Source organism: Cohnella algarum, from assembly GCF_016937515.1.
GTDB lineage: Bacteria > Bacillota > Bacilli > Paenibacillales > Paenibacillaceae > Cohnella > Cohnella algarum.
In genome coordinates this window covers 3,496,509-3,516,255 of the sequence record NZ_JAFHKM010000002.1, presented here as the reverse complement: position 1 = coordinate 3,516,255, position 19,747 = coordinate 3,496,509, and the positions used below count along the sequence as shown (strand labels likewise).

Below are 19,747 nucleotides of genomic sequence, written 5' to 3'. Positions count from 1 at the left end.
AGACCGAATGATCTCGAACGCGACCCGGTCCCGCGCGTCCAGAGAGCGCAGGCCGCTGACGATTCGTCTGAACTACCGCGCGCAGCGCTACATTTTCATCTATCTGATGCTGGGCGTTCCGCTGCTCTATTTTCTCCTAACCCGGCTGATCCCCATCCTGTACTCTTTCAATATCAGCTTACGGGAATGGGATGTGCTCTCACCGGAGAAGCCCTATGTCGGATGGGCCAACTTCTCCGGCCTGTTCGCGGACGAAGCGTTCCGCAAGTCGCTGGCGAATACGTTCCTGTTCGTTGCGGTAGGCATCCCTGGCCAACTCGCAGCCGGGCTCGTCGTCGCTCTTCTGCTGCATAACGCGAACCGGCTGCGCGGCTTTTTCCGAACGGTCTACTTCATCCCGTACGTCACGAACATCGTCGCGGTCAGTTGGGTATTCCGCTGGCTGCTTATGCCAAACGGATGGGTTAACGGTCAGCTTCTTAACCTCGGCCTGCCCGCGCAGCCGTTTCTTCAATCCCCGGATCAGGCTCCGTTCGTCGTCGCCTTGTCCATGATTTGGCAAAGCGTCGGGTTCCAAATGCTAATCTTTTTGACGGGTCTGGAGGGCATCCCGAAGATGTATCATGAAGCTGCGCATATCGACGGCGCAAACGCCTGGCGGCGATTCCGCCACATTACGGTGCCGCTGCTCAATCCGGTCATTCTGTTCTCGGCCGTTATCGCCGGCATCTCGTACCTTCAAGCGTTCTCCCATATTGTTAGCATGACCCAGGACGGAGGCCCGCTCAACTCGACTCGTACGCTCGTCTATCATATCTACAAGCTGGCTTTCAAAAACTTTGATATGGGGAGCGCTTCGGCAGCCACCGTCGTTCTGTTTGTTCTCATTCTGGCGTTCACGCTGCTGCAGCTCAAAATTTTAAATCGCAAGGTCGAATACTGACAAGGAGGAACCCGTATGAACCCGGATCAAGGCCGCTTTTCCGCATACCGGACTAGAAGGCGATCTATCCCGTACGGCACCTGGTCGCTCATCGGCTATCTGCTCCTTTTCGGGGGGTCGCCGTGACGCTGTTTCCGTTTTTGTGGATGGCCGTTTCCTCGTTCAAGGAGCCCAAGGACTTGTTCGATCTTGGCTTAATCCCGTCGCCGGCCACATGGACCAACTACGCGGACCTGTTCGTAAAGGCCCCTTCGGGCGATGGATCGCGAATACGGCGGCCGTAGCGGTCGTAACGACGGCGTCGGTACTGTTCTTCGATACGATCGTGGGTTACGTGCTGGCTAAATTTTCATTTCCCGGGCGGACCGCCATCTTCTTGTTCATCATCAGCACGCTGATGGTGCCCACCGAGATGCTCATCATTCCCTGGTACTTGCTGGCATCTAAGCTCGGGTTATCGGATACGTACACCGGCTTGCTGCTGCCCGGTTTGATTTCCGCATTCGGCATATTCCTCATGCGCCAATTCATGGAGTCTTTGCCTTCAGAGCTGCTCGATGCGGCCCGCATCGACGGATTGAACGAGTGGAGAGTGTTCTCCTCCATCGCGGTTCCGCTCGTGAAACCCGCTCTGGCGACGCTCGCGATCCTGAGTTTCATTTCGAGCTGGAACCAGTTCATCTGGCCGTTCATCGTGCTGCAGACGGAGAACAAGTATACGCTCCCGGTCGGGATGGTCTTCTTCTCCAGCGAGATGAAGGACAACAGCGGGTGGATTCTGATCATGACTGCAGCCACCGTTTCCGTGATTCCTCTCATTGTCGTCTTTTTGATTTTCCAGAAACGAATCATTCAAGGAATTGCACTAAGCGGGATGAAGTGAAGACAGGGGAGAAGTGTACGACCTGCTGAAGAATTTAACCAAGCAAAGGAAGTGGGCCCTATTTCGAAAAAACATGACGCAATCGTTGTCGGCGCCGGTTCGATGGGGATGAGCGCAGGCTATGAACTGGCCAAAAGGGGCGCCGATACGCTGCTGATCGACGCCTTTGACCCGCCGCACGGAGAAGGGAGCCATCACGGCGAGCCGCGTCTCATTCGTCATGCGTACGATGGCGGTCCAGCATACGTTAGCCTTGCGCTCAGAGCGGACGATAAATGGCGGCAGTTGGAGGAAGTATCGGGACACAAGCTTCTGGAGAGATCCGGCGTCCTCAACATGGCGGATGTCTCCGTGTACGACTTTCGGGTGCGCCGAGCAGACGCCGAAAGCCAAGGCGTTAAGGCGGAATGGCTGACAGGCGAAGAAATCCGCAGGCGATGGCCCGAAGTGAACGTACCGGACGAATTTGGCGGTATGTACGAGCCTAATGCCGGATACCTGTACAGCGAACGGTGCATTTCAGCATACAAGGAACTGGCGCTGCGCGCCGGAGCGAAGCTGGCTGCGAACACATTCGTCCTGGATCTTCGCGTAGAAAAGGACGGCAGCGTTACGATACTGACGAAGGATGGAAGCTATAACGCCGAACGCGTCATCCTAAGCGCGGGTGCATGGTTCAGAACGCTGCAGCCTTTCCTTTCTTTGCCGATCCGTCCGGTCCGCAAAGTCGTAGGGTGGTTCGAAACTTCCGGATTGTCGCTGAATGAGGGCGTCTTCCCGGGCTTTACAATCGGCACGAAAAGAGGCAGTTACTATGGTTTTCCGAGCATCGGCGGAGCCGGCGTCAAGATCGGTCGCCACGACGGCGGCGTACCGTGGGAGCCGGGAAAAGATCTGCACCCGTTCGGATCTTATCCGGAGGATGAAGGAGACTTGCGGAAAGCGCTGGAAACGTTCTTGCCCAAAGCTGCGGGTAAGCTGCTGCGTAGCGCGGTGTGCAAATACGAATTGACGCCGGACGAACACTTTATCATCGACAGTCATCCGCTTTACCCAAACGTGGTCGTAGCCGGAGGCTTTTCGGGTCACGGATATAAATTTTCAAGCGCGGTGGGCGAAATATTGGCGGATTTGGCCCTGAACGGGGACACCTCTTGGGACATCTCGCCGTTCCGCATATCCCGGTTTTCCGCTGCGACGTCAAGCGGACAAAGTCACACTTCATAATGGAAGGGGATGTCCTCATTGCAGGCCTCACTGCCGTGAACCCGTAAAGGACATCTTTAATTTAATATTGACGTGAACCAGCGCCGCTATTCAGCACCAAGCCGGTTTTCGCAGTATGTCAAGCCGATCTCCAATGGAAATGCGTTTCTAATGATATATTGCTCGCAAAAATATAAAAAACCCTGAAATCAATTTCCATTGATCTTCAAGGGTTTTGTCGTTATGTATGGTGCTGGTGAAGGGACTTGAACCCCCACTCCGTCGCCGGAAGCGGATTTTGAGTCCGCCGCGTCTGCCATTCCGCCACACCAGCATATAGGTGGCGCGCCCTAAGAGATTCGAACTCCTGGCCTTTAGATTCGTAGTCTAACGCTCTATCCAGCTGAGCTAAGGGCGCGCGTATGAAATTGTATGGAGGCGCCACCCAGATTCGAACTGGGGGTAAAGCTTTTGCAGAGCTCTGCCTTACCACTTGGCTATGGCGCCGAGATCAAACTAATGGAGCGGACGAAGGGATTCGAACCCTCGACCCTCGCCTTGGCAAGGCGATGCTCTACCACTGAGCCACGTCCGCAAAAACGGGTGGGATCTAGGATTGAACCTAGAAGTTCGACGTCCGATCGCATACGGATCGGCTTTGTAAATGGAGCGGACGAAGGGATTCGAACCCTCGACCCTCGCCTTGGCAAGGCGATGCTCTACCACTGAGCCACGTCCGCAAAATGGCTGGGGATCTAGGATTCGAACCTAGGAATGACGGAGTCAAAGTCCGTTGCCTTACCGCTTGGCTAATCCCCAACGCGTTTTCATTTGAATAACTGGGGCGACCGATGGGACTTGAACCCACGAATGCCGGATCCACAATCCGGTGCGTTAACCCCTTCGCCACGATCGCCATAATTTAAGCATATCCAATTTTGGCAGGGGCAGCAGGAATTGAACCCACACTAACGGTTTTGGAGACCGCTGTTCTACCTTTAAACTATGCCCCTAAAAAGGTAAGTGGTGGAGGGTGATGGATTCGAACCACCGAACCCGAAGGAACAGATTTACAGTCTGCCGCGTTTGGCCACTTCGCTAACCCTCCATGTTCCTATCGCAAAACATGGTGCCGGCGAGAGGACTTGAACCCCCAACCTACTGATTACAAGTCAGTTGCTCTACCAATTGAGCTACACCGGCATGTCTTAATGAACCAGTAAATGGTGGCTCGGGACGGAATCGAACCGCCGACACGAGGATTTTCAGTCCTCTGCTCTACCAACTGAGCTACCGAGCCTTAGTTGCAATGGCGGAGCTGACGGGATTCGAACCCGCGGTCTCCTGCGTGACAGGCAGGCATGTTAGGCCTCTACACCACAGCTCCACATATTCTCGGATGGCTCCGAAGGTAGATCATTTGGTTGCGGGGGCAGGATTTGAACCTGCGGCCTTCGGGTTATGAGCCCGACGAGCTACCGGACTGCTCCACCCCGCGTCGTTAAACATTTCCTTTAAAGGCGACTTATATATCATAACCAATCGCCCACCGTTTTGCAACCCTTTTCTTTTATGCGATGTTAGCCAAAAAGAAAGTGGTGACCCGTAGGGGATTCGAACCCCTGTTACCTCCGTGAAAGGGAGGTGTCTTAACCCCTTGACCAACGGGCCATGTGCTGGCGGAGAGAGAGGGATTCGAACCCTCGAGACGCTTGTGACGCCTACACGATTTCCAATCGTGCTCCTTCGACCAAACTCGGACATCTCTCCAAATGGCTCCCCGAACAGGACTCGAACCTGTGACAACTCGATTAACAGTCGAGTGCTCTACCGACTGAGCTATCGGGGAATGTAAAGGAAATCAAAGCTTGCGCCTTGATAACCGGATACGAAACGATTGCGCATTGTTGTTTGCTGGCTTGCTTCCCGTCTGCTCCATGCCCGCAGGCGCTTCGCTTTAGGATAAGCCCTCGACCGATTAGTACTCGTCAGCTCCACACGTTGCCGCGCTTCCACCCCGAGCCTATCAACCTGGTGTTCTTCCAGGGGTCTTACGAATTGGGAAATCTCATCTTGAGGCGGGCTTCGCGCTTAGATGCTTTCAGCGCTTATCCCTCCCGCACTTGGCTACCCAGCCATGCTCCTGGCGGAACAACTGGTACACCAGCGGTGCGTCCATCCCGGTCCTCTCGTACTAAGGACAGCCCCTCTCAAATTTCCTACGCCCGCGACAGATAGGGACCGAACTGTCTCACGACGTTCTGAACCCAGCTCGCGTACCGCTTTAATGGGCGAACAGCCCAACCCTTGGGACCTACTTCAGCCCCAGGATGCGATGAGCCGACATCGAGGTGCCAAACCTCCCCGTCGATGTGGACTCTTGGGGGAGATAAGCCTGTTATCCCCAGGGTAGCTTTTATCCGTTGAGCGATGGCCCTTCCATTCGGTACCACCGGATCACTAAGCCCGACTTTCGTCCCTGCTCGACTTGTAGGTCTCGCAGTCAAGCTCCCTTATGCCTTTGCACTCTTCGAATGATTTCCAACCATTCTGAGGGAACCTTGGGGCGCCTCCGTTACATTTTGGGAGGCGACCGCCCCAGTCAAACTGTCCGCCTGACACGGTCCCTTCACCGGATTCACGGTGACAGGTTAGAACTCCGATACGATCAGGGTGGTATCCCAACGGCGCCTCCATCGATGCTTGCGCACCGACTTCTCAGGCTCCCACCTATCCTGTACAGACCGTACCAAAGTCCAATATCAAGCTACAGTAAAGCTCCATGGGGTCTTTCCGTCACGTCGCGGGTAACCTGCATCTTCACAGGTACTAAAATTTCACCGGATCTCTCGTTGAGACAGCGCCCAAGTCGTTACGCCATTCGTGCGGGTCAGAATTTACCTGACAAGGAATTTCGCTACCTTAGGACCGTTATAGTTACGGCCGCCGTTTACTGGGGCTTCGGTTCACAGCTTCGGATTGCTCCTAACCGCTCCCCTTAACCTTCCAGCACCGGGCAGGCGTCAGCCCGTATACTTCGCCTTGCGGCTTCGCACAGACCTGTGTTTTTGCTAAACAGTCGCTTGGGCCTCTTCACTGCGGCCCCCTCGGGCTATTCACCCTACCGAGGCACCCCTTCTCCCGAAGTTACGGGGTCATTTTGCCGAGTTCCTTAACGAGAGTTCTTCCGCGCGCCTTAGAATACTCATCTTGCCTACCTGTGTCGGTTTGCGGTACGGGCACCTTCGCCTGGCTAGAGGCTTTTCTCGGCAGCGTGAGCACGGAACCTTCGGTACTGTGATTTTCCCTCCCCATCACAGCTCAGCCTTTTCGATGCGCGGATTTGCCTACGCATCAGCCTCGCTGCTTGGACGAGCATATCCATCAGCTCGCGTTCTTGCCCTCCTGCGTCCCCCCATCGCTCGTAACGGCTTACGGTGGTACAGGAATTTCAACCTGTTGTCCTTCGACTACGCCTTTCGGCCTCGCCTTAGGTCCCGACTTACCCTGAGCGGACGAACCTTCCTCAGGAACCCTTAGGCTTTCGGCGGACAGGATTCTCACCTGTCTTTTCGTTACTCATACCGGCATTCTCACTTGAATGCAGTCCACCGGTCCTTCCGGTCCGACTTCAACCCGCATTCAACGCTCCCCTACCCAGTTCGTCGTCTTCACTTCACCCTGGTGTGTTTAGCTGGGGCATTTGGGTCAGAATCTTTGAACAACCTTTACGGTTGATTCTGACCAAATGTCCCGGTTCTACCAGAACAAAGTGAAGACGACGACCTGCCATAGCTTCGGTGGTGTGTTTAGCCCCGTTACATTTTCGGCGCAGAGTCACTCGACCAGTGAGCTATTACGCACTCTTTAAATGGTGGCTGCTTCTAAGCCAACATCCTGGTTGTCTTCGCAACTCCACATCCTTTCCCACTTAACACACACTTGGGGACCTTAGCTGATGATCTGGGCTCTTTCCCTCTTGACGACGGATCTTAGCACTCGCCGTCTGACTCCCGAGTATACATCTGTGGCATTCGGAGTTTGACTGAACTTGGTAACCCTTGGCGGGCCCCGCACCCAATCAGTGCTCTACCTCCACGATGCTCAACCTCGAGGCTAGCCCTAAAGCTATTTCGGGGAGAACCAGCTATCTCCGAGTTCGATTGGAATTTCTCCCCTACCCCCACGTCATCCCAGAACTTTTCAACGTTCATGAGTTCGGGCCTCCAGTAAGTGTTACCTCACCTTCACCCTGCACAGGGGTAGATCACACGGTTTCGGGTCTACGCCTACGTACTCAATCGCCCTATTCAGACTCGCTTTCGCTTCGGCTCCGCTTCTCCAGCTTAACCTCGCACGTAAACGTAACTCGCCGGTTCATTCTACAAAAGGCATGCCATCACCCCTAAATCGGGCTCTGACTTCTTGTAAGCGTACGGTTTCAGGTTCTTTTTCACTCCGCTCCCGCGGTGCTTTTCACCTTTCCCTCACGGTACTGCTTCGCTATCGGTCGCCAGGGAGTATTTAGCCTTGGCAGATGGTCCTGCCGGATTCCCACGGGGTTTCTCGTGTCCCGCGGTACTCGGGATCCGTCTTGGAGAGAGCAGACTTTCGGCTACAGGGCTTTTACCTTCTTTGCCGGGCCTTTCCAGACCTCTTCGCCTAACCTGCTCTTTTGTAACTCCGTATAAGACGTCCCACAACCCCAGGGAGCAAGCTCCCTGGTTTGGGCTAATCCGCGTTCGCTCGCCGCTACTGACGGAATCACTGTTTTGTTTTCTTCTCCTCAGGGTACTTAGATGTTTCAGTTCCCCTGGTATGCTCCCTCATGAGCTATGAATTCACTCATGGGTGACTGTGCATTACCACAGCCGGGTTTCCCCATTCGGACACCCCCGGATCAAAGCCTGCTTACGGCTCCCCGAGGAAATTTCGCTGTTCGCCGCGTCCTTCGTCAGCTCCTGGCGCCTAGGCATCCTCCGTACGCCCTTATTAGCTTAACCTCTCGGTTAGCTTGCCATTTTCACTTCAAGTACCTTCGTACTCTCCGCTCCACAACACATAAGGTCATTAGATGATCTTCTTTTGCGCTACAACTAACCGCTACCCAGCAGCGTTCGCTGCGTGTCGGTTCGTTGCTTTCGTTTCGTATCCAGTTGTCAAGGTGCAAGCTGCAACCGTTACCCTGCGGCGTTCGCCGCGTGTCGGTTGTCAGCAAATCCCCATCGCCAATCGGCGACAGAATATCATCTTATCACATTGTCCTTCCGCTCTCAAGACGCAAATCTTTCCAGCGAGGCAAGCGATAGGATTGAAGGATTCCTCCTTCAAAACTGAACTCGAGCGTAATTGGACTTTATCCCCCGAAGGGTTCCTTAGAAAGGAGGTGATCCAGCCGCACCTTCCGATACGGCTACCTTGTTACGACTTCACCCCAATCATCTACCCCACCTTCGACGGCTGGCTCCTTGCGGTTACCCCACCGGCTTCGGGTGTTGTAAACTCTCGTGGTGTGACGGGCGGTGTGTACAAGACCCGGGAACGTATTCACCGCGGCATGCTGATCCGCGATTACTAGCAATTCCGACTTCATGCAGGCGAGTTGCAGCCTGCAATCCGAACTGAGACCGGCTTTTTAGGATTGGCTCCAGGTCGCCCTTTCGCTTCCCGTTGTACCGGCCATTGTAGTACGTGTGTAGCCCAGGTCATAAGGGGCATGATGATTTGACGTCATCCCCGCCTTCCTCCGGTTTGTCACCGGCAGTCACCTTAGAGTGCCCACCCGAAGTGCTGGCAACTAAGATCAAGGGTTGCGCTCGTTGCGGGACTTAACCCAACATCTCACGACACGAGCTGACGACAACCATGCACCACCTGTCTCCTCTGTCCCGAAGGAAAGGCCTATCTCTAGACCGGTCAGAGGGATGTCAAGACCTGGTAAGGTTCTTCGCGTTGCTTCGAATTAAACCACATACTCCACTGCTTGTGCGGGTCCCCGTCAATTCCTTTGAGTTTCAGTCTTGCGACCGTACTCCCCAGGCGGAGTGCTTAATGTGTTAACTTCGGCACCGAGGGGTGGACCCCCCAACACCTAGCACTCATCGTTTACGGCGTGGACTACCAGGGTATCTAATCCTGTTTGCTCCCCACGCTTTCGCGCCTCAGCGTCAGTTACAGTCCAGAGAGCCGCCTTCGCCACTGGTGTTCCTCCACATCTCTACGCATTTCACCGCTACACGTGGAATTCCGCTCTCCTCTTCTGCACTCAAGTCCCCCAGTTTCCAGTGCGTCACGGGGTTGAGCCCCGCACTTAAACACCAGACTTAAAGAACCGCCTGCGCGCGCTTTACGCCCAATAATTCCGGACAACGCTTGCCCCCTACGTATTACCGCGGCTGCTGGCACGTAGTTAGCCGGGGCTTTCTTCTCAGGTACCGTCATCGAGCTAGCAGTTAACTAGCCCTTATTCTTCCCTGGCAACAGAGCTTTACGACCCGAAGGCCTTCCTCACTCACGCGGCGTTGCTCCATCAGGCTTTCGCCCATTGTGGAAGATTCCCTACTGCTGCCTCCCGTAGGAGTCTGGGCCGTGTCTCAGTCCCAGTGTGGCCGTTCACCCTCTCAGGTCGGCTACGCATCGTCGCCTTGGTGAGCCGTTACCCCACCAACTAGCTAATGCGCCGCAGGCCCATCCCTTAGCGACAGATTGCTCCGTCTTTCCCAGCTCGCTCATGCGACCAAGCTGCGTATCCGGTCTTAGCATTCGTTTCCGAATGTTATCCCAGGCTAAAGGGCAGGTTGCCTACGTGTTACTCACCCGTCCGCCGCTAACCTTCTTAAGTAGCAAGCTACCTAAAAAGATCCGCTCGACTTGCATGTATTAGGCACGCCGCCAGCGTTCGTCCTGAGCCAGGATCAAACTCTCCATAAAGGGACTTTTGACGGCAGGGTTTCCGAAGGAAATCCTGAGAGTCAAAATGTCCAACTACTTTATTGAAGAGCCCTTAGGCTCAAAAAGTTATTGCTGGTTTGTCTCGCACAGGCTCAAAGCCTGCATTCGACTTGTTTCCAATTACGCTCGATGTTCAGTTTTCAAGGAGCAATCGCGTTAGCCCGAAGGCCTTCGCTTTCGCGTCGCTGTCGTAACGGCGACTTGATTAATATATCACATTCGCCTATCTGATTGCAAGAACTTTTTTTAAAAAATTTTGTTCTTGCTTTTCAAGCACCGCTTGCGCGTTGCCGTCTCTCAGCGGCGAAAACTAATTTAACACATCTTCTATAGGTTCGTCAACGCCAAATTCGACAAAATAAAAGATCTTATTTTTCAGTCTTTTGCAGCTTCCGGAGTCGATTGCTTTTTGCCGCTTTACCTCATATCGATCGTTTGCACGCCTTCGCTCAACGTGGCCAGATAAAGACTCCCGTCGCGGATATGCAAATCCGTTACCGGCCCGCCCAGGTTCACCGACAGAAGAGAGGGCTGCCCCCGCAAAATATCCATTCGATATAATCCCCGATCGGCGCAAACGTAAACGGAACGATCGCACATCACCGTATTGAAGATGAAGATGCCGGGAAACTTAATTTTATCGAAGCCGCCTTTTTTGTTGCCCAGCATCCACTCCCCGTGCTCGGTCACGCCGAACAAGCGTCCGCCGAATACGCCGAGGCCTGTTATTCTGGTACCCAACGTATATTCCTGCCAAGCGCACGTCAGGCGGTCGTACATCGCGATTCCCCACTCCATCGCAAGAAACAGATAGTGGGGCGTGTACAAAAAGTCATAAACCGGGGAATAGGAAAAAGCCGCGCTTTTCCAGCCCTTTTCGGTGAGAAACCATAATCCGTGCGAAGTAGCCGCGAAAGCGGAATGGCCTACATCCCGGTACTGATAACACGTCATCGGCATCTCCATCGGCCTCCAGCTTTCCCGCTCCAGCTTGAACATCCCCTGATTCGTGCAGGCAAACAGGGTTTCGCCCGACAGTTGAAGCCGGTTCACATGCGTCTGCGTAGGCAGACCTATCGCCATGGACGCCCATTCCCCGCCCTGCGCCGCTTTCCAGATCCCTCTCCCGGCGGGTGCGGTCACGATTGTTCGATCTTTAAGAACTTTTACCGACGATTGATGAAACAACAGTTCTTCCTTTAACGGCTCATTGCCCTTCATCTTATAGTCAACTCCAACGGAGAAAATGATGTATCCTCACGATAATGAGAATCGTTATCAGTTATTATAATTCGACTTTCCCTCTTATTCAAGAAAAAACCGCCAGACCGAGTCTGACGGTTGCTTTTCCTATCCCACGCGCTCCGCGGTATACCGGATTTCGCACAAGCCGCTGACAGGCTCGCGAACCGATTTGACGACTTCCCGGGCATATCCGCGCTTCACAAGCTTGAACAGCAAAAGCTCAAGATCGATCGGCAGCCCCGAAAGCTCCGGATGATGCATCAAATCCGCGGCGCTCCAGCCATCCGAACGGCTGCCGAGCAGACGCAGCAGCAAGATGCACGAGGATTTCATCTTCGTCAGCAGCGAAAATTCGCAAGCCAGCATCGCGAGCCGCACGCGCTGCTCCTCGGTTTCCTCGTTGGCCGTCAATTCCTCGTACAGCTTGTACACCCCCGGATTAATCCGTTTGACATGCTGCCAAACGTCCGGTTCGGGACCTTTTCTTTCCTCGATGAGGACGAGATTCGCCCAGTGCTGCAAGCACAGCAGGACATGCCCGTACGCGTCCATCACCGATCCGTCCTGCAAATACCGCTTCGTCAGCGAATACGTTTTCGCAAAGCACGAAAATTCGCAAAGCAGCTTGCGTTCCTTGATCGAGGCCGGCCATATTCGGATCGATTCCCTCATCCGCTCGAGGTCGCCGTCCTGGTCAAGCAGCACTTCGCCGCCGGCCAGCCACTGGATAATTCCAGTTATTTCCCCGTGACGGATTTCGTCTTCCAGCGCGTCCTTCGTCAATCTGCGGACGAGAATTCGCGTCCCTCCCCACATCCAATGCTCCGTATCCCGTTTGTCCGCGAGTTCCTCGTATACGGCGAGAACGAGACGGTCCATGCCGTCCATGAGAGTGTGATGAGCGGATGGGTCCGACACCAGAACAAGACCGGTCAACCCTTTCTCACGAGCGAACAAATCCGTATAGAATAAACCGCTTGCATCCAAACGACTCACGACCGGCACCGCCTTTGTGCGCGCCAAACCGCTTGTATTCGAGGACAAGTGGCCCGTACGCTAAATGTAAGCTATAATGAGAGGGCGAATGCATTCTTTCTTCTACATAACGGCTTCGGTTTCCTGCCGAAGCTTCATTAAAGATGACGGGAGCAGACGAAAATGAAAATGAAAGCAAGCAAAATTACGACCCTGAGAACATGGGCGCTTCTCGCCGTGTTCATTGGCTTAGGGCTAATGGTGTTCGGCACGAGCGGCATTCTGATGTTCGGGCAAGTCGGCAAAATTATCGCGGGCATCTTCATGGTTTTCGGTTTGATCGCCTGCATGGCCAGCATGATCGTTTATTTCTGGGTCGGCATGCTGTCCACCAACGCGCCGGTCATCGAATGCCCCGAATGCGGCAAACGGACGAAAGTGCTCGGACAAACGGACCGTTGCATGTACTGCCATACGATTTTGACCTGGGACCCGGCGCAGGCGACAAGCGGCGTCGAAGCCCGGGAACAGCCGGCCTCCCAGGCCTAACCGACAAAGAGCGGACAGGAAATCGAATTTCCGGCCCGCTCTTTTTTCTTTTTACGGATGGCTTTGCAGCGTCTCATCCAGCGCTTTCCAAATGTCGGACGATTCGAAGCCTCTCCGCCAGGTGGCCGCGCCGGCCAAGTCGTATTTTTTGACCAGCTCCGCCCGCGCCTTGATGGAAGTCGCATCCTCGATCCAGATTTTTTTCGTTTCGCCGTCTTCCTTATATTCCACGTAATGCTGCCCCGTCTCCGACGAGAACGTCGGCGTCAGCTTTTTCTCCTGCAGCAGTTCGTTGACCGCGTTCATGCTCATCGTTTTGGACGAGACGCTCCCGTCCGCCGCGACCGTCCATAACCGGGTATACAGCGGCATGCCCAAGATAAGCTTGCTCTTCGGAACCGAATCCTCCTCCAGAATCCGTTTGACGGACGCTTCCGCCCATGGCAAGGAGGAGACCGATCCGGCCGTCGGGCTCGACGCCCAATGCTCGTCGTACGCCATCACGATCAAATAGTCCGTGCTTTCGGCCAACCGTTTACGATCGAGAAACGCCGACCACATTTCGCTGTTCGACTTCGGCGTGACGTCGATGGAGGAAACGAGGCCCTGCTCGTGAAGCAGCGGCGTCAGTTCCCGCATGAATTGAACGAGATTGTCTTTGTCTTCCGTGTACACATTTTCGAAATCGATATTGATGCCCTGCAGACGGAACGTCTTGGCATAAGCAAGCAATTGCTGAATCATTTTCGTTCTCGTTTCATATGAAGCGAGCGCCTCGGTCGTGCGATCCGGTTCGAAACCGTTGCTGAACAATCCCCACACCTGCATGCCCCTGTTTCGGGCCCACTCGGAATACCCCGCGTCGGCGATGCTTTTGATCGTTCCGGCGCCGTCCTGCAATTCGAACCAGGTCGGGCTGACGACATTGACGCCGGTCAGCTCGCCGATCTCGGATGTATCGGGGTTCGCGGAATAAACGGCCTCCCACGTCAAATTGATGCGTTTGCCGGCCAGCTTCCAGGCGACGAACGGTTCCTCTTCGGCCGCGGGCGCAATCTGCTCGATGTCCGCCAGATTGGCGTCGCGCTTGTCCACGTAACCGATATGTCCTTCGGCGGATTGGGCTCTGTACCAGCCTTCCTCCTCGCCCCAAATGACAAGGGTCGAGCCGGGCTGCAAATCCTCGACGATCGGTTCCTTTTTGCTGGGGCCGCTGCGCAGCTTAGCCCCGGATTTTTTATCGGGAACCAGCGCATGCTGCAAAGACGAATTCGGCATCGCGAGGGTGACGATTCCGCTTGACGCCCCCGTCTCCGCCCGGATTCCGAACAGCTGCTCCAGCGGAGCGAAGGGCAAATACAACTCGTCTTCTATCGTTTGCGCGGCGAACGTTAACGGGAACGGCTGGCGGTTTAACGTCGCGTCCAGCTCCCCGGTCTTGAAATGAAGCACTTTCGACTCGGTCGTCAGGATGATGGATCCGCTTTCTTCCTCGTAATGAACGCCGTCCCCGAGCAGCTGATCGGCTATCTTCATAGGGATCAGCAATCCGTCTCCTTCTCCTTGCGCGTAAGCGTCCAGCCATTGTCCGTTCATCATGATCGGGCCGGGCTTGTCCATGTATTCGAGCGTTGCGCGGCTTTTGTTCGGTTGGTTGACCCCCCACCAGACGACGGCGGCGGATGCTGCCAAAACAAGCAGCAAAAACAGAAAAACCGGCCCCCGTCTCTTCCGCTTGCGGCGTCCGGTCATCACTGTCATATTCAAAAGTTCACTCTCCCATTTCTACGCATTGTTAGGTTCTCTCTACGTTTGGACGAACGAAACGGCTGTCCGGTTGCAATCAAAAACGCGCGTAGGCTCCACCCTCCGCGCGTCTATGCGAATAATCGCTTTAGTCTTCGTTAAGCCCGCATTGCCGCACAGGTCGGACAAAGCCCGTAAACTTCCATGCGGTGCCCATGAATATGAAACCCCGTGCGCTGGGCCGCGGCTTGCTCCACTTCCCGAAACGGCGGATGCTCGAAATCGACGATCACTCCGCAGCTCGTGCAAATGGCGTGATAATGGTCGGACAGATCGGCATCGAACCGACTGGAATCGTCCCCATACGTCAGCTCCCTGACAAGGCCGGCATCCACGAACAATTTCAAGTTGTTGTAGACCGTCGCCACGCTCAAGCTCGGGTATTGGGGCGATAACGACTGGAAAATATCATCCGCGGTGGGATGCTCACGCGACTCCATCAGAAACTGAAGAATGGCATACCGCTGCGGCGTCATCCGAACCCCTCCGGATTTGAGCTGGTCCACGGCGTGATGAACCCTGGAATCCATGCTCTTCACAGCCTTTCAATAAGTTAAACTTATTGTACGTGTAAATTTTCCGGATTGTCAATGGAAGAAGCTTCAGTCGCGGCCGTCCGCGCGCACCCGCCGTTCCCGAAACCACAAGTAAACGCCGCATCCGATCAAAATCGCGCCGCCCATCAGCGAGCCTCCCTCGGTCATGAGCTTGCGAGGCCATTCGAAACCGATCGAAGCGAGCAGCACAAGTCCGCCTGCGGCAAGCAAAATGAGCCCCGTCCCGCCGGCCGTCGCTTTGGGCGCCTGGTAAGCCTGTTTTGCTTCGGCAGCGGCGGGCGGAAGGCCGTTCCAGCCGTTTTCGCCCGGCCAGCCGTAGCCTGCCGGTCCAGCGGCCGATCGGTCGTTGACCATTTCGGCGCTTTGCAGGGCATCGAACAAATTGTAAAAATAAATAATCGGAATCAGCAAGCTCAGCAGCACGATCGACAGCACGTTGTCGCCGAATTCCATGGAAACGAAAACGATGCCGCAAATATCGAGCGCCAGCAGCATCATGATCGCCACGCCCTTCTGCATAAGCCCAAGGTACATATGCCCGATGCCCGGGACGAACATCGCCAGCAGGCCGGCCAGCCATTTTTTCTTTTTCCGGTAAGGGACGGACTCGTTCATCTTTGAAACCTCCTGATTATGATCGCCGCGGTTTCGACGCCGGCGCTATATTTTTCCGCCTTCCTGCGCTTTTCCTAGTGTACAACGCTGGAATCGCGACCGGCAACGGCTTGTTGACGGGGCTTGAAACCCGACTAAAGTCTAAGGTTGCTTTCCGCGTTCTTTGACCATCCGAACAAGCGAGATATCGGGAAGGGGTTCGATTTTTCCGTACGGAACGAAGCCGAGCTTCCGGTACAGCCCGATCGCGGGACCGTTTCTCCTTTCGACGGAAAGCTCGAATCTCCCGGCATCGGCGTAAAGGTTCAGAACATGCTCCAAAAGCCGTTTTCCGATGCCCTGGCGAAAATATTCCGGCTGGACCATCACCCGGCAAATCGTGACGACGCCTTCCGCTTCTTTCGTCGAAACGGCGCCGACCAGTTCCCCTTCCTCGTTCCGGCAGCCCCAGAACGTTTCCCCGCTCCCCCGCAGGGAGGCGATCGTATCCAGCAGCGGCGGCAGATCGGCAACTCCGATCGCCGCGGCTTCCACTCGGTATGCGGCAAGCTGCAAGCTCCACAGCTCCTCGGCGGTTTCGTAATCCCGCAAATGCAATCGCTCGACGTTCACTCGCCCTCAGCCTCCCTGAAATCGCAAAAAACGGCAAGCCCGAACCGGAATCCGAGTTGCCGTTTTATTGCCGTTTGCGGTTTGATCAACCTTTAAGCCGTTCCAATAGAAGCTTGTTGACAAGGCCCGGATTGGCCTTGCCCTTCGTTTCTTTCATGATTTGGCCGACGAGGAATCCGATCGCCTTGTCCTTGCCGCCGCGGTAGTCCTCCACCGATTGCGGGTTGCGGGCGATGACGGCGTCGACGATTGCCACGATAGCGCCCTCGTCGCTGATTTGCACAAGACCCTGCTCCTCGACGATTTTTTGCGGGGAGCCGCCGGTTTCAAGCATCGTCTTGAACACGGTTTTGGCGATTTTGCTGCTGATCGTCCCTTTTTCGATCAGGCCGATCATTTCGCCGAGCCCTTGGCCGGTGATTTTCACGTCGTCGAGCTCCAGGCCGTTCGCGTTCAAATAGCCGAGCAGGTCGCCCATGATCCAGTTCGCGGAAGCTTTCGCGTCGCTCGTGTATTTCAGGCTTTCTTCGAAGAAGTCGGCCAGCTTTTTCGAGGCGGTCAGGACGCCGGCATCGTAGGACGGCAATCCGTACTGCTGCGTATAGCGGGCCTGGCGGGCATCCGGAAGCTCCGGAATGGACGCCCGCACGCGGGCCTTCCACTCGTCGTCGATATGCAGGCGCACCAGATCCGGATCCGGAAAATAGCGATAGTCATGCGCGTCTTCCTTGCTCCGCATGCTGAGCGTTTTGCCTTGAGCCTCGTCCCAGCGGCGCGTTTCCTGGACGATGCGCCCGCCGGATTCGAGCACTTCGGCTTGCCGCATTTGCTCGTATTCGAGCCCGCGCTGCACGCCGCGGAACGAGTTCATGTTTTTGAGCTCGGTTTTCGTGCCGAATTCCTGCTGGCCGCGCGGACGAAGGCTGATGTTCGCGTCGCAGCGAAGCGAGCCTTCCTCCATTTTCACGTCGGAAACTTCGCAGTACAGCATGATCGCTTTCAGCTTTTCCAAATATGCTTTCGCTTCTTCGGGCGAACGGATGTCCGGCTCGGACACGATTTCGACGAGCGGCGTGCCCACGCGGTTGAAGTCGGCGAGCGAGCCGAAGCCGCCGTCGATATGCGTCAGCTTGCCCGCATCCTCTTCGAGATGAAGCCGGGTAATGCCGATGCGTTTCGTTTTGCCGTCCACTTCGATATCGATCCAGCCGTTGCTTCCGATCGGCTGATCGTATTGCGAAATCTGGTACGCTTTCGGCGAATCCGGGTAAAAATAGTTTTTGCGGTCGAACTTGCACCATTCGGCGATTTCGCAGTTGATCGCCATCGCCGCCTTCATGGCGTATTCCACCGCCTGGCGGTTCAGCACCGGCAGAACGCCGGGATGGCCGAGACAGACGGGACACGTATGCGTATTCGGCGGGGCGCCGAAGGACGTCGAGCAGCCGCAAAAAATTTTCGACTTCGTATGCAGCTCGACGTGGACTTCTAGCCCGACTACCGTTTCGTATGGGGAAAGGATGGACATTCGTTGCTCCTCCTAAATTCGATTACAGCGCTGGGCGCAGCTTGTGGTGATCCGTGTGGCTCTCGAAGGCGTGCGCCGCGCGCAGCACCGCCGCCTCGTCGAACGGCTTGCCGATGATTTGCAGCCCGACGGGCAGTCCGTCCGCAAGTCCGCACGGAACGCTGATCGCGGGCACGCCGGCCAGGCTGACCGGAATCGTGCAGATGTCGTTCAAATACATCGTGAGCGGATCGCCGACCTGCTCGCCGATTTTGAAAGCCGTCGTCGGAGCCGTAGGTCCGATAATCAGATCGAATTTCTCGAACACCCGGTCGAAATCGCGCTTGATCAGCGTGCGCGCTTGCTGGGCCTTTTTGTAATAGGCGTCGTAATAGCCGGAGCTGAGCGCGTACGTGCCGAGCATGATGCGCCGCTTCACTTCGTTGCCGAACCCCTCGCTGCGCGAGCGGCGGTAAAGCTCCATCAGATTGTCCGGATCGTCCGCCCTGACGCCGTAGCGGACACCGTCGAACCGCGCCAGGTTGGAGGATGCTTCCGAGGAAGCGAGCAAATAATAAGCGGCGACGGCGTATTCGGTATGGGGAAGCGACACTTCCTCCCATGCGGCGCCGAGCGACTCGAACGTTTTCAGCGCTTCCATGACGCGCTGCTTGACGGCGGGATCGATGCCCTCGCCGAGATATTCCTTCGCCACGCCGATGCGCAAGCCCTTGACGTCGCCGGTCAGCGCTGCCGCGTAATCCGGAATTTCGACGTTGGCGGAAGTCGAATCGCGCGAATCGTGCCCGGCGATCGCCTGCAGCGCGTAAGCGGCGTCTTCGACGTTTTTCGCGATCGGCCCGATTTGGTCGAGCGAGGACGCGAACGCCACGAGCCCGAAGCGGGACACGAGCCCGTACGTCGGCTTCAGGCCGACGACGCCGCAATACGCGGCCGGCTGGCGGATCGAACCGCCGGTGTCGGAGCCGAGCGTAAAGTAGACCTGGCCCGCCGCGACGGCCGCTGCGGAGCCGCCGCTGGAGCCGCCCGGAACCCGTTCCGTGTCCCACGGATTGCGGGTCGGCTTGAAGGCGGAATTTTCGGTGGAGCCGCCCATCGCGAACTCGTCCATATTCAGCTTGCCGACCGTCACCGTTTGCGCTCCTTTGAGCTTCGTGACGACCGTCGCGTCGTAAATCGGATCGTAGTTGGACAAAAACCGGCTGGCGCACGTCGTGCGCAGCCCTTCGGTCACGATGTTGTCCTTGATTCCGATCGGCAAGCCGTACAGCAAGCCCGAATCGGCGGAGCCGGATTCGTCCAGCCGACGGGCTTCGCGGCGGGCGTTCTCTTCGTTCAACGCCAAAAAGGCGCCGACCCGCTCCTCCGTCTCGGCGATCCGTTTGAACGAAGCGTCGACGAGCTCGGATACCGAGAGCTCCTTTTTGCTGAGGAGCTGACGGACTTCATGCAAGCGCTGATTCAACAACGACAAAATAAGTTCCTCCTTAACCTCGCTGTTTGACTATTCCAAAACGGACGGAACCTTGAATTGTCCGTCTTCTTCTTCGGGGGCGTTGGCCATGACCTTCTCAATCGGAAGCGAAGGCGCGACCTCGTCCTCGCGCATGACGTTGTAAAGCGGCAGCACGTGGCTGGTCGGTTCGATTCCGTCCGTGTCCAGTTCGTTCAGCTTTTCCGCATATTTCAAAATGGCGCTCAACTGGCCGGCGAACTGTTCCTTCTCCTCGTCGGTCAGCGTCAGCCGGGCCAGATTGGCGACGTGTTCGACGTCTTTGGCGCTAATGCTCATCTTTCTTGTTCCTCCTCGCGTGGGGCTCCGATCATTCTCATTATTATATCGGACAACCGGTTCGAACTCAATGAATCGTTGCTCC

Annotated in this window: 13 protein-coding genes, 16 tRNA genes and 2 rRNA genes; 4 read left to right on the top strand and 27 right to left on the bottom strand. The window is 55.7% G+C overall.

The window, feature by feature from the left end:
* Positions 1–7 precede the first annotated feature (7 nt).
* From JW799_RS15700 to solA, 3 genes are all read left to right on the top strand, one after another.
* On the top strand, positions 8–943 hold the full coding sequence (locus tag JW799_RS15700) for a carbohydrate ABC transporter permease (RefSeq protein WP_205430592.1): 936 nt from the start codon (positions 8–10) through the stop codon (positions 941–943).
* Positions 944–1,157: 214 nt separating this feature from the next.
* Complete coding sequence (locus JW799_RS15695) at positions 1,158–1,826, top strand: carbohydrate ABC transporter permease (RefSeq protein ID WP_240353301.1); 669 nt, start codon at positions 1,158–1,160, stop codon at positions 1,824–1,826.
* 60 nt (positions 1,827–1,886) lie between these two features.
* Complete coding sequence (gene solA, locus JW799_RS15690; protein ID WP_205433004.1) at positions 1,887–3,053, top strand: N-methyl-L-tryptophan oxidase; 1,167 nt, start codon at positions 1,887–1,889, stop codon at positions 3,051–3,053.
* 227 nt (positions 3,054–3,280) lie between these two features.
* On the opposite strand, the gene JW799_RS15685 is transcribed toward solA, so the two are convergent.
* The 20 genes from JW799_RS15685 to JW799_RS15590 all read right to left on the bottom strand — a co-directional run bounded on the left by JW799_RS15685 (position 3,281) and on the right by JW799_RS15590 (position 12,224).
* A tRNA-Leu gene (locus JW799_RS15685) sits at positions 3,281–3,366 on the bottom strand.
* A gap of 7 nt (positions 3,367–3,373) precedes the next feature.
* Positions 3,374–3,450 (bottom strand) — tRNA-Arg (locus JW799_RS15680).
* A 15-nt stretch (positions 3,451–3,465) separates the two neighbouring features.
* Positions 3,466–3,539: transfer RNA gene (locus tag JW799_RS15675), tRNA-Cys, on the bottom strand.
* Positions 3,540–3,552: 13 nt separating this feature from the next.
* A tRNA-Gly gene (locus JW799_RS15670) sits at positions 3,553–3,627 on the bottom strand.
* A gap of 70 nt (positions 3,628–3,697) precedes the next feature.
* Positions 3,698–3,772, bottom strand: a tRNA-Gly gene (locus JW799_RS15665).
* A gap of 4 nt (positions 3,773–3,776) precedes the next feature.
* Positions 3,777–3,851 (bottom strand) — tRNA-Gln (locus tag JW799_RS15660).
* A 21-nt stretch (positions 3,852–3,872) separates the two neighbouring features.
* Positions 3,873–3,948: transfer RNA gene (locus JW799_RS15655), tRNA-His, on the bottom strand.
* Positions 3,949–3,971: 23 nt separating this feature from the next.
* Positions 3,972–4,045: transfer RNA gene (locus JW799_RS15650), tRNA-Trp, on the bottom strand.
* 11 nt (positions 4,046–4,056) lie between these two features.
* Positions 4,057–4,140, bottom strand: a tRNA-Tyr gene (locus JW799_RS15645).
* A gap of 19 nt (positions 4,141–4,159) precedes the next feature.
* Positions 4,160–4,235: transfer RNA gene (locus JW799_RS15640), tRNA-Thr, on the bottom strand.
* A gap of 21 nt (positions 4,236–4,256) precedes the next feature.
* Positions 4,257–4,332 (bottom strand) — tRNA-Phe (locus JW799_RS15635).
* A 10-nt stretch (positions 4,333–4,342) separates the two neighbouring features.
* Positions 4,343–4,419: transfer RNA gene (locus tag JW799_RS15630), tRNA-Asp, on the bottom strand.
* 34 nt (positions 4,420–4,453) lie between these two features.
* Positions 4,454–4,530, bottom strand: a tRNA-Met gene (locus tag JW799_RS15625).
* 98 nt (positions 4,531–4,628) lie between these two features.
* Positions 4,629–4,703 (bottom strand) — tRNA-Glu (locus JW799_RS15620).
* Positions 4,704–4,709: 6 nt separating this feature from the next.
* Positions 4,710–4,802, bottom strand: a tRNA-Ser gene (locus tag JW799_RS15615).
* Positions 4,803–4,805: 3 nt separating this feature from the next.
* Positions 4,806–4,881: transfer RNA gene (locus tag JW799_RS15610), tRNA-Asn, on the bottom strand.
* A 109-nt stretch (positions 4,882–4,990) separates the two neighbouring features.
* Positions 4,991–8,035 (bottom strand): 23S ribosomal RNA (locus JW799_RS15605).
* A 376-nt stretch (positions 8,036–8,411) separates the two neighbouring features.
* Positions 8,412–9,962: ribosomal RNA gene (locus JW799_RS15600) — 16S ribosomal RNA — on the bottom strand.
* The 16S and 23S rRNA genes sit together here with 16 tRNA genes alongside, the layout of an rRNA operon.
* A gap of 438 nt (positions 9,963–10,400) precedes the next feature.
* A complete protein-coding gene (locus tag JW799_RS15595) occupies positions 10,401–11,204 on the bottom strand; it encodes a hypothetical protein (RefSeq protein ID WP_205430591.1) in 804 nt (267 codons plus the stop codon).
* Positions 11,205–11,333: 129 nt separating this feature from the next.
* Positions 11,334–12,224 carry a nucleotidyltransferase-like protein gene (locus JW799_RS15590; RefSeq protein ID WP_205430590.1) on the bottom strand — a complete coding sequence of 297 codons (891 nt, stop codon included), beginning with the start codon at positions 12,222–12,224 and terminating at the stop codon, positions 11,334–11,336.
* Positions 12,225–12,386: 162 nt separating this feature from the next.
* On the opposite strand from JW799_RS15590, the gene JW799_RS15585 reads away from it, so the two are divergent.
* Complete coding sequence (locus tag JW799_RS15585) at positions 12,387–12,752, top strand: DUF2614 family zinc ribbon-containing protein (protein WP_080834500.1); 366 nt, start codon at positions 12,387–12,389, stop codon at positions 12,750–12,752.
* A 51-nt stretch (positions 12,753–12,803) separates the two neighbouring features.
* Here the strand turns inward: JW799_RS15585 and JW799_RS15580 are convergent, their stop codons facing one another.
* The 7 genes from JW799_RS15580 to gatC form a co-directional block, all read right to left on the bottom strand.
* Positions 12,804–14,513 (bottom strand): glycosyl hydrolase family 18 protein, encoded by a 1,710-nt coding sequence (locus JW799_RS15580; RefSeq protein WP_205433002.1) that lies wholly within the window; start codon positions 14,511–14,513, stop codon positions 12,804–12,806.
* 143 nt (positions 14,514–14,656) lie between these two features.
* A complete protein-coding gene (locus JW799_RS15575; RefSeq protein ID WP_080834505.1) occupies positions 14,657–15,088 on the bottom strand; it encodes a Fur family transcriptional regulator in 432 nt (143 codons plus the stop codon).
* A gap of 72 nt (positions 15,089–15,160) precedes the next feature.
* Positions 15,161–15,730 (bottom strand): TM2 domain-containing protein, encoded by a 570-nt coding sequence (locus JW799_RS15570; protein ID WP_205430589.1) that lies wholly within the window; start codon positions 15,728–15,730, stop codon positions 15,161–15,163.
* 141 nt (positions 15,731–15,871) lie between these two features.
* Positions 15,872–16,342, bottom strand: coding sequence for a GNAT family N-acetyltransferase (locus JW799_RS15565; RefSeq protein ID WP_205430588.1), 471 nt, complete (start codon positions 16,340–16,342; stop codon positions 15,872–15,874).
* Between the two features lie 85 nt (positions 16,343–16,427).
* Positions 16,428–17,870 carry an Asp-tRNA(Asn)/Glu-tRNA(Gln) amidotransferase subunit GatB gene (gene gatB / locus JW799_RS15560; RefSeq protein ID WP_080834510.1) on the bottom strand — a complete coding sequence of 481 codons (1,443 nt, stop codon included), beginning with the start codon at positions 17,868–17,870 and terminating at the stop codon, positions 16,428–16,430.
* Positions 17,871–17,892: 22 nt separating this feature from the next.
* Complete coding sequence (gene gatA, locus JW799_RS15555; protein WP_205430586.1) at positions 17,893–19,344, bottom strand: Asp-tRNA(Asn)/Glu-tRNA(Gln) amidotransferase subunit GatA; 1,452 nt, start codon at positions 19,342–19,344, stop codon at positions 17,893–17,895.
* A gap of 30 nt (positions 19,345–19,374) precedes the next feature.
* Positions 19,375–19,662, bottom strand: coding sequence for an Asp-tRNA(Asn)/Glu-tRNA(Gln) amidotransferase subunit GatC (gene gatC / locus JW799_RS15550; RefSeq protein WP_080834515.1), 288 nt, complete (start codon positions 19,660–19,662; stop codon positions 19,375–19,377).
* Between the last annotated feature and the right edge of the window lie 85 nt (positions 19,663–19,747).

What these genes read in the sequence shown, in the direction of transcription:
- JW799_RS15585 (WP_080834500.1), top strand. Translation starts at nt 12,387, where the DNA reads ATGAAAATGAAAGCAAGCAAAATTACGACCCTGAGAACATGGGCGCTT.
- JW799_RS15595 (WP_205430591.1), bottom strand. Translation starts at nt 11,204, where the DNA reads ATGAAGGGCAATGAGCCGTTAAAGGAAGAACTGTTGTTTCATCAATCG.
- gatC (WP_080834515.1), bottom strand. Translation starts at nt 19,662, where the DNA reads ATGAGCATTAGCGCCAAAGACGTCGAACACGTCGCCAATCTGGCCCGG.
- JW799_RS15570 (WP_205430589.1), bottom strand. Translation starts at nt 15,730, where the DNA reads ATGAACGAGTCCGTCCCTTACCGGAAAAAGAAAAAATGGCTGGCCGGC.
- JW799_RS15575 (WP_080834505.1), bottom strand. Translation starts at nt 15,088, where the DNA reads ATGGATTCCAGGGTTCATCACGCCGTGGACCAGCTCAAATCCGGAGGG.
- JW799_RS15700 (WP_205430592.1), top strand. Translation starts at nt 8, where the DNA reads ATGATCTCGAACGCGACCCGGTCCCGCGCGTCCAGAGAGCGCAGGCCG.
- JW799_RS15580 (WP_205433002.1), bottom strand. Translation starts at nt 14,513, where the DNA reads ATGACAGTGATGACCGGACGCCGCAAGCGGAAGAGACGGGGGCCGGTT.
- gatB (WP_080834510.1), bottom strand. Translation starts at nt 17,870, where the DNA reads ATGTCCATCCTTTCCCCATACGAAACGGTAGTCGGGCTAGAAGTCCAC.
- JW799_RS15695 (WP_240353301.1), top strand. Translation starts at nt 1,158, where the DNA reads ATGGACCAACTACGCGGACCTGTTCGTAAAGGCCCCTTCGGGCGATGG.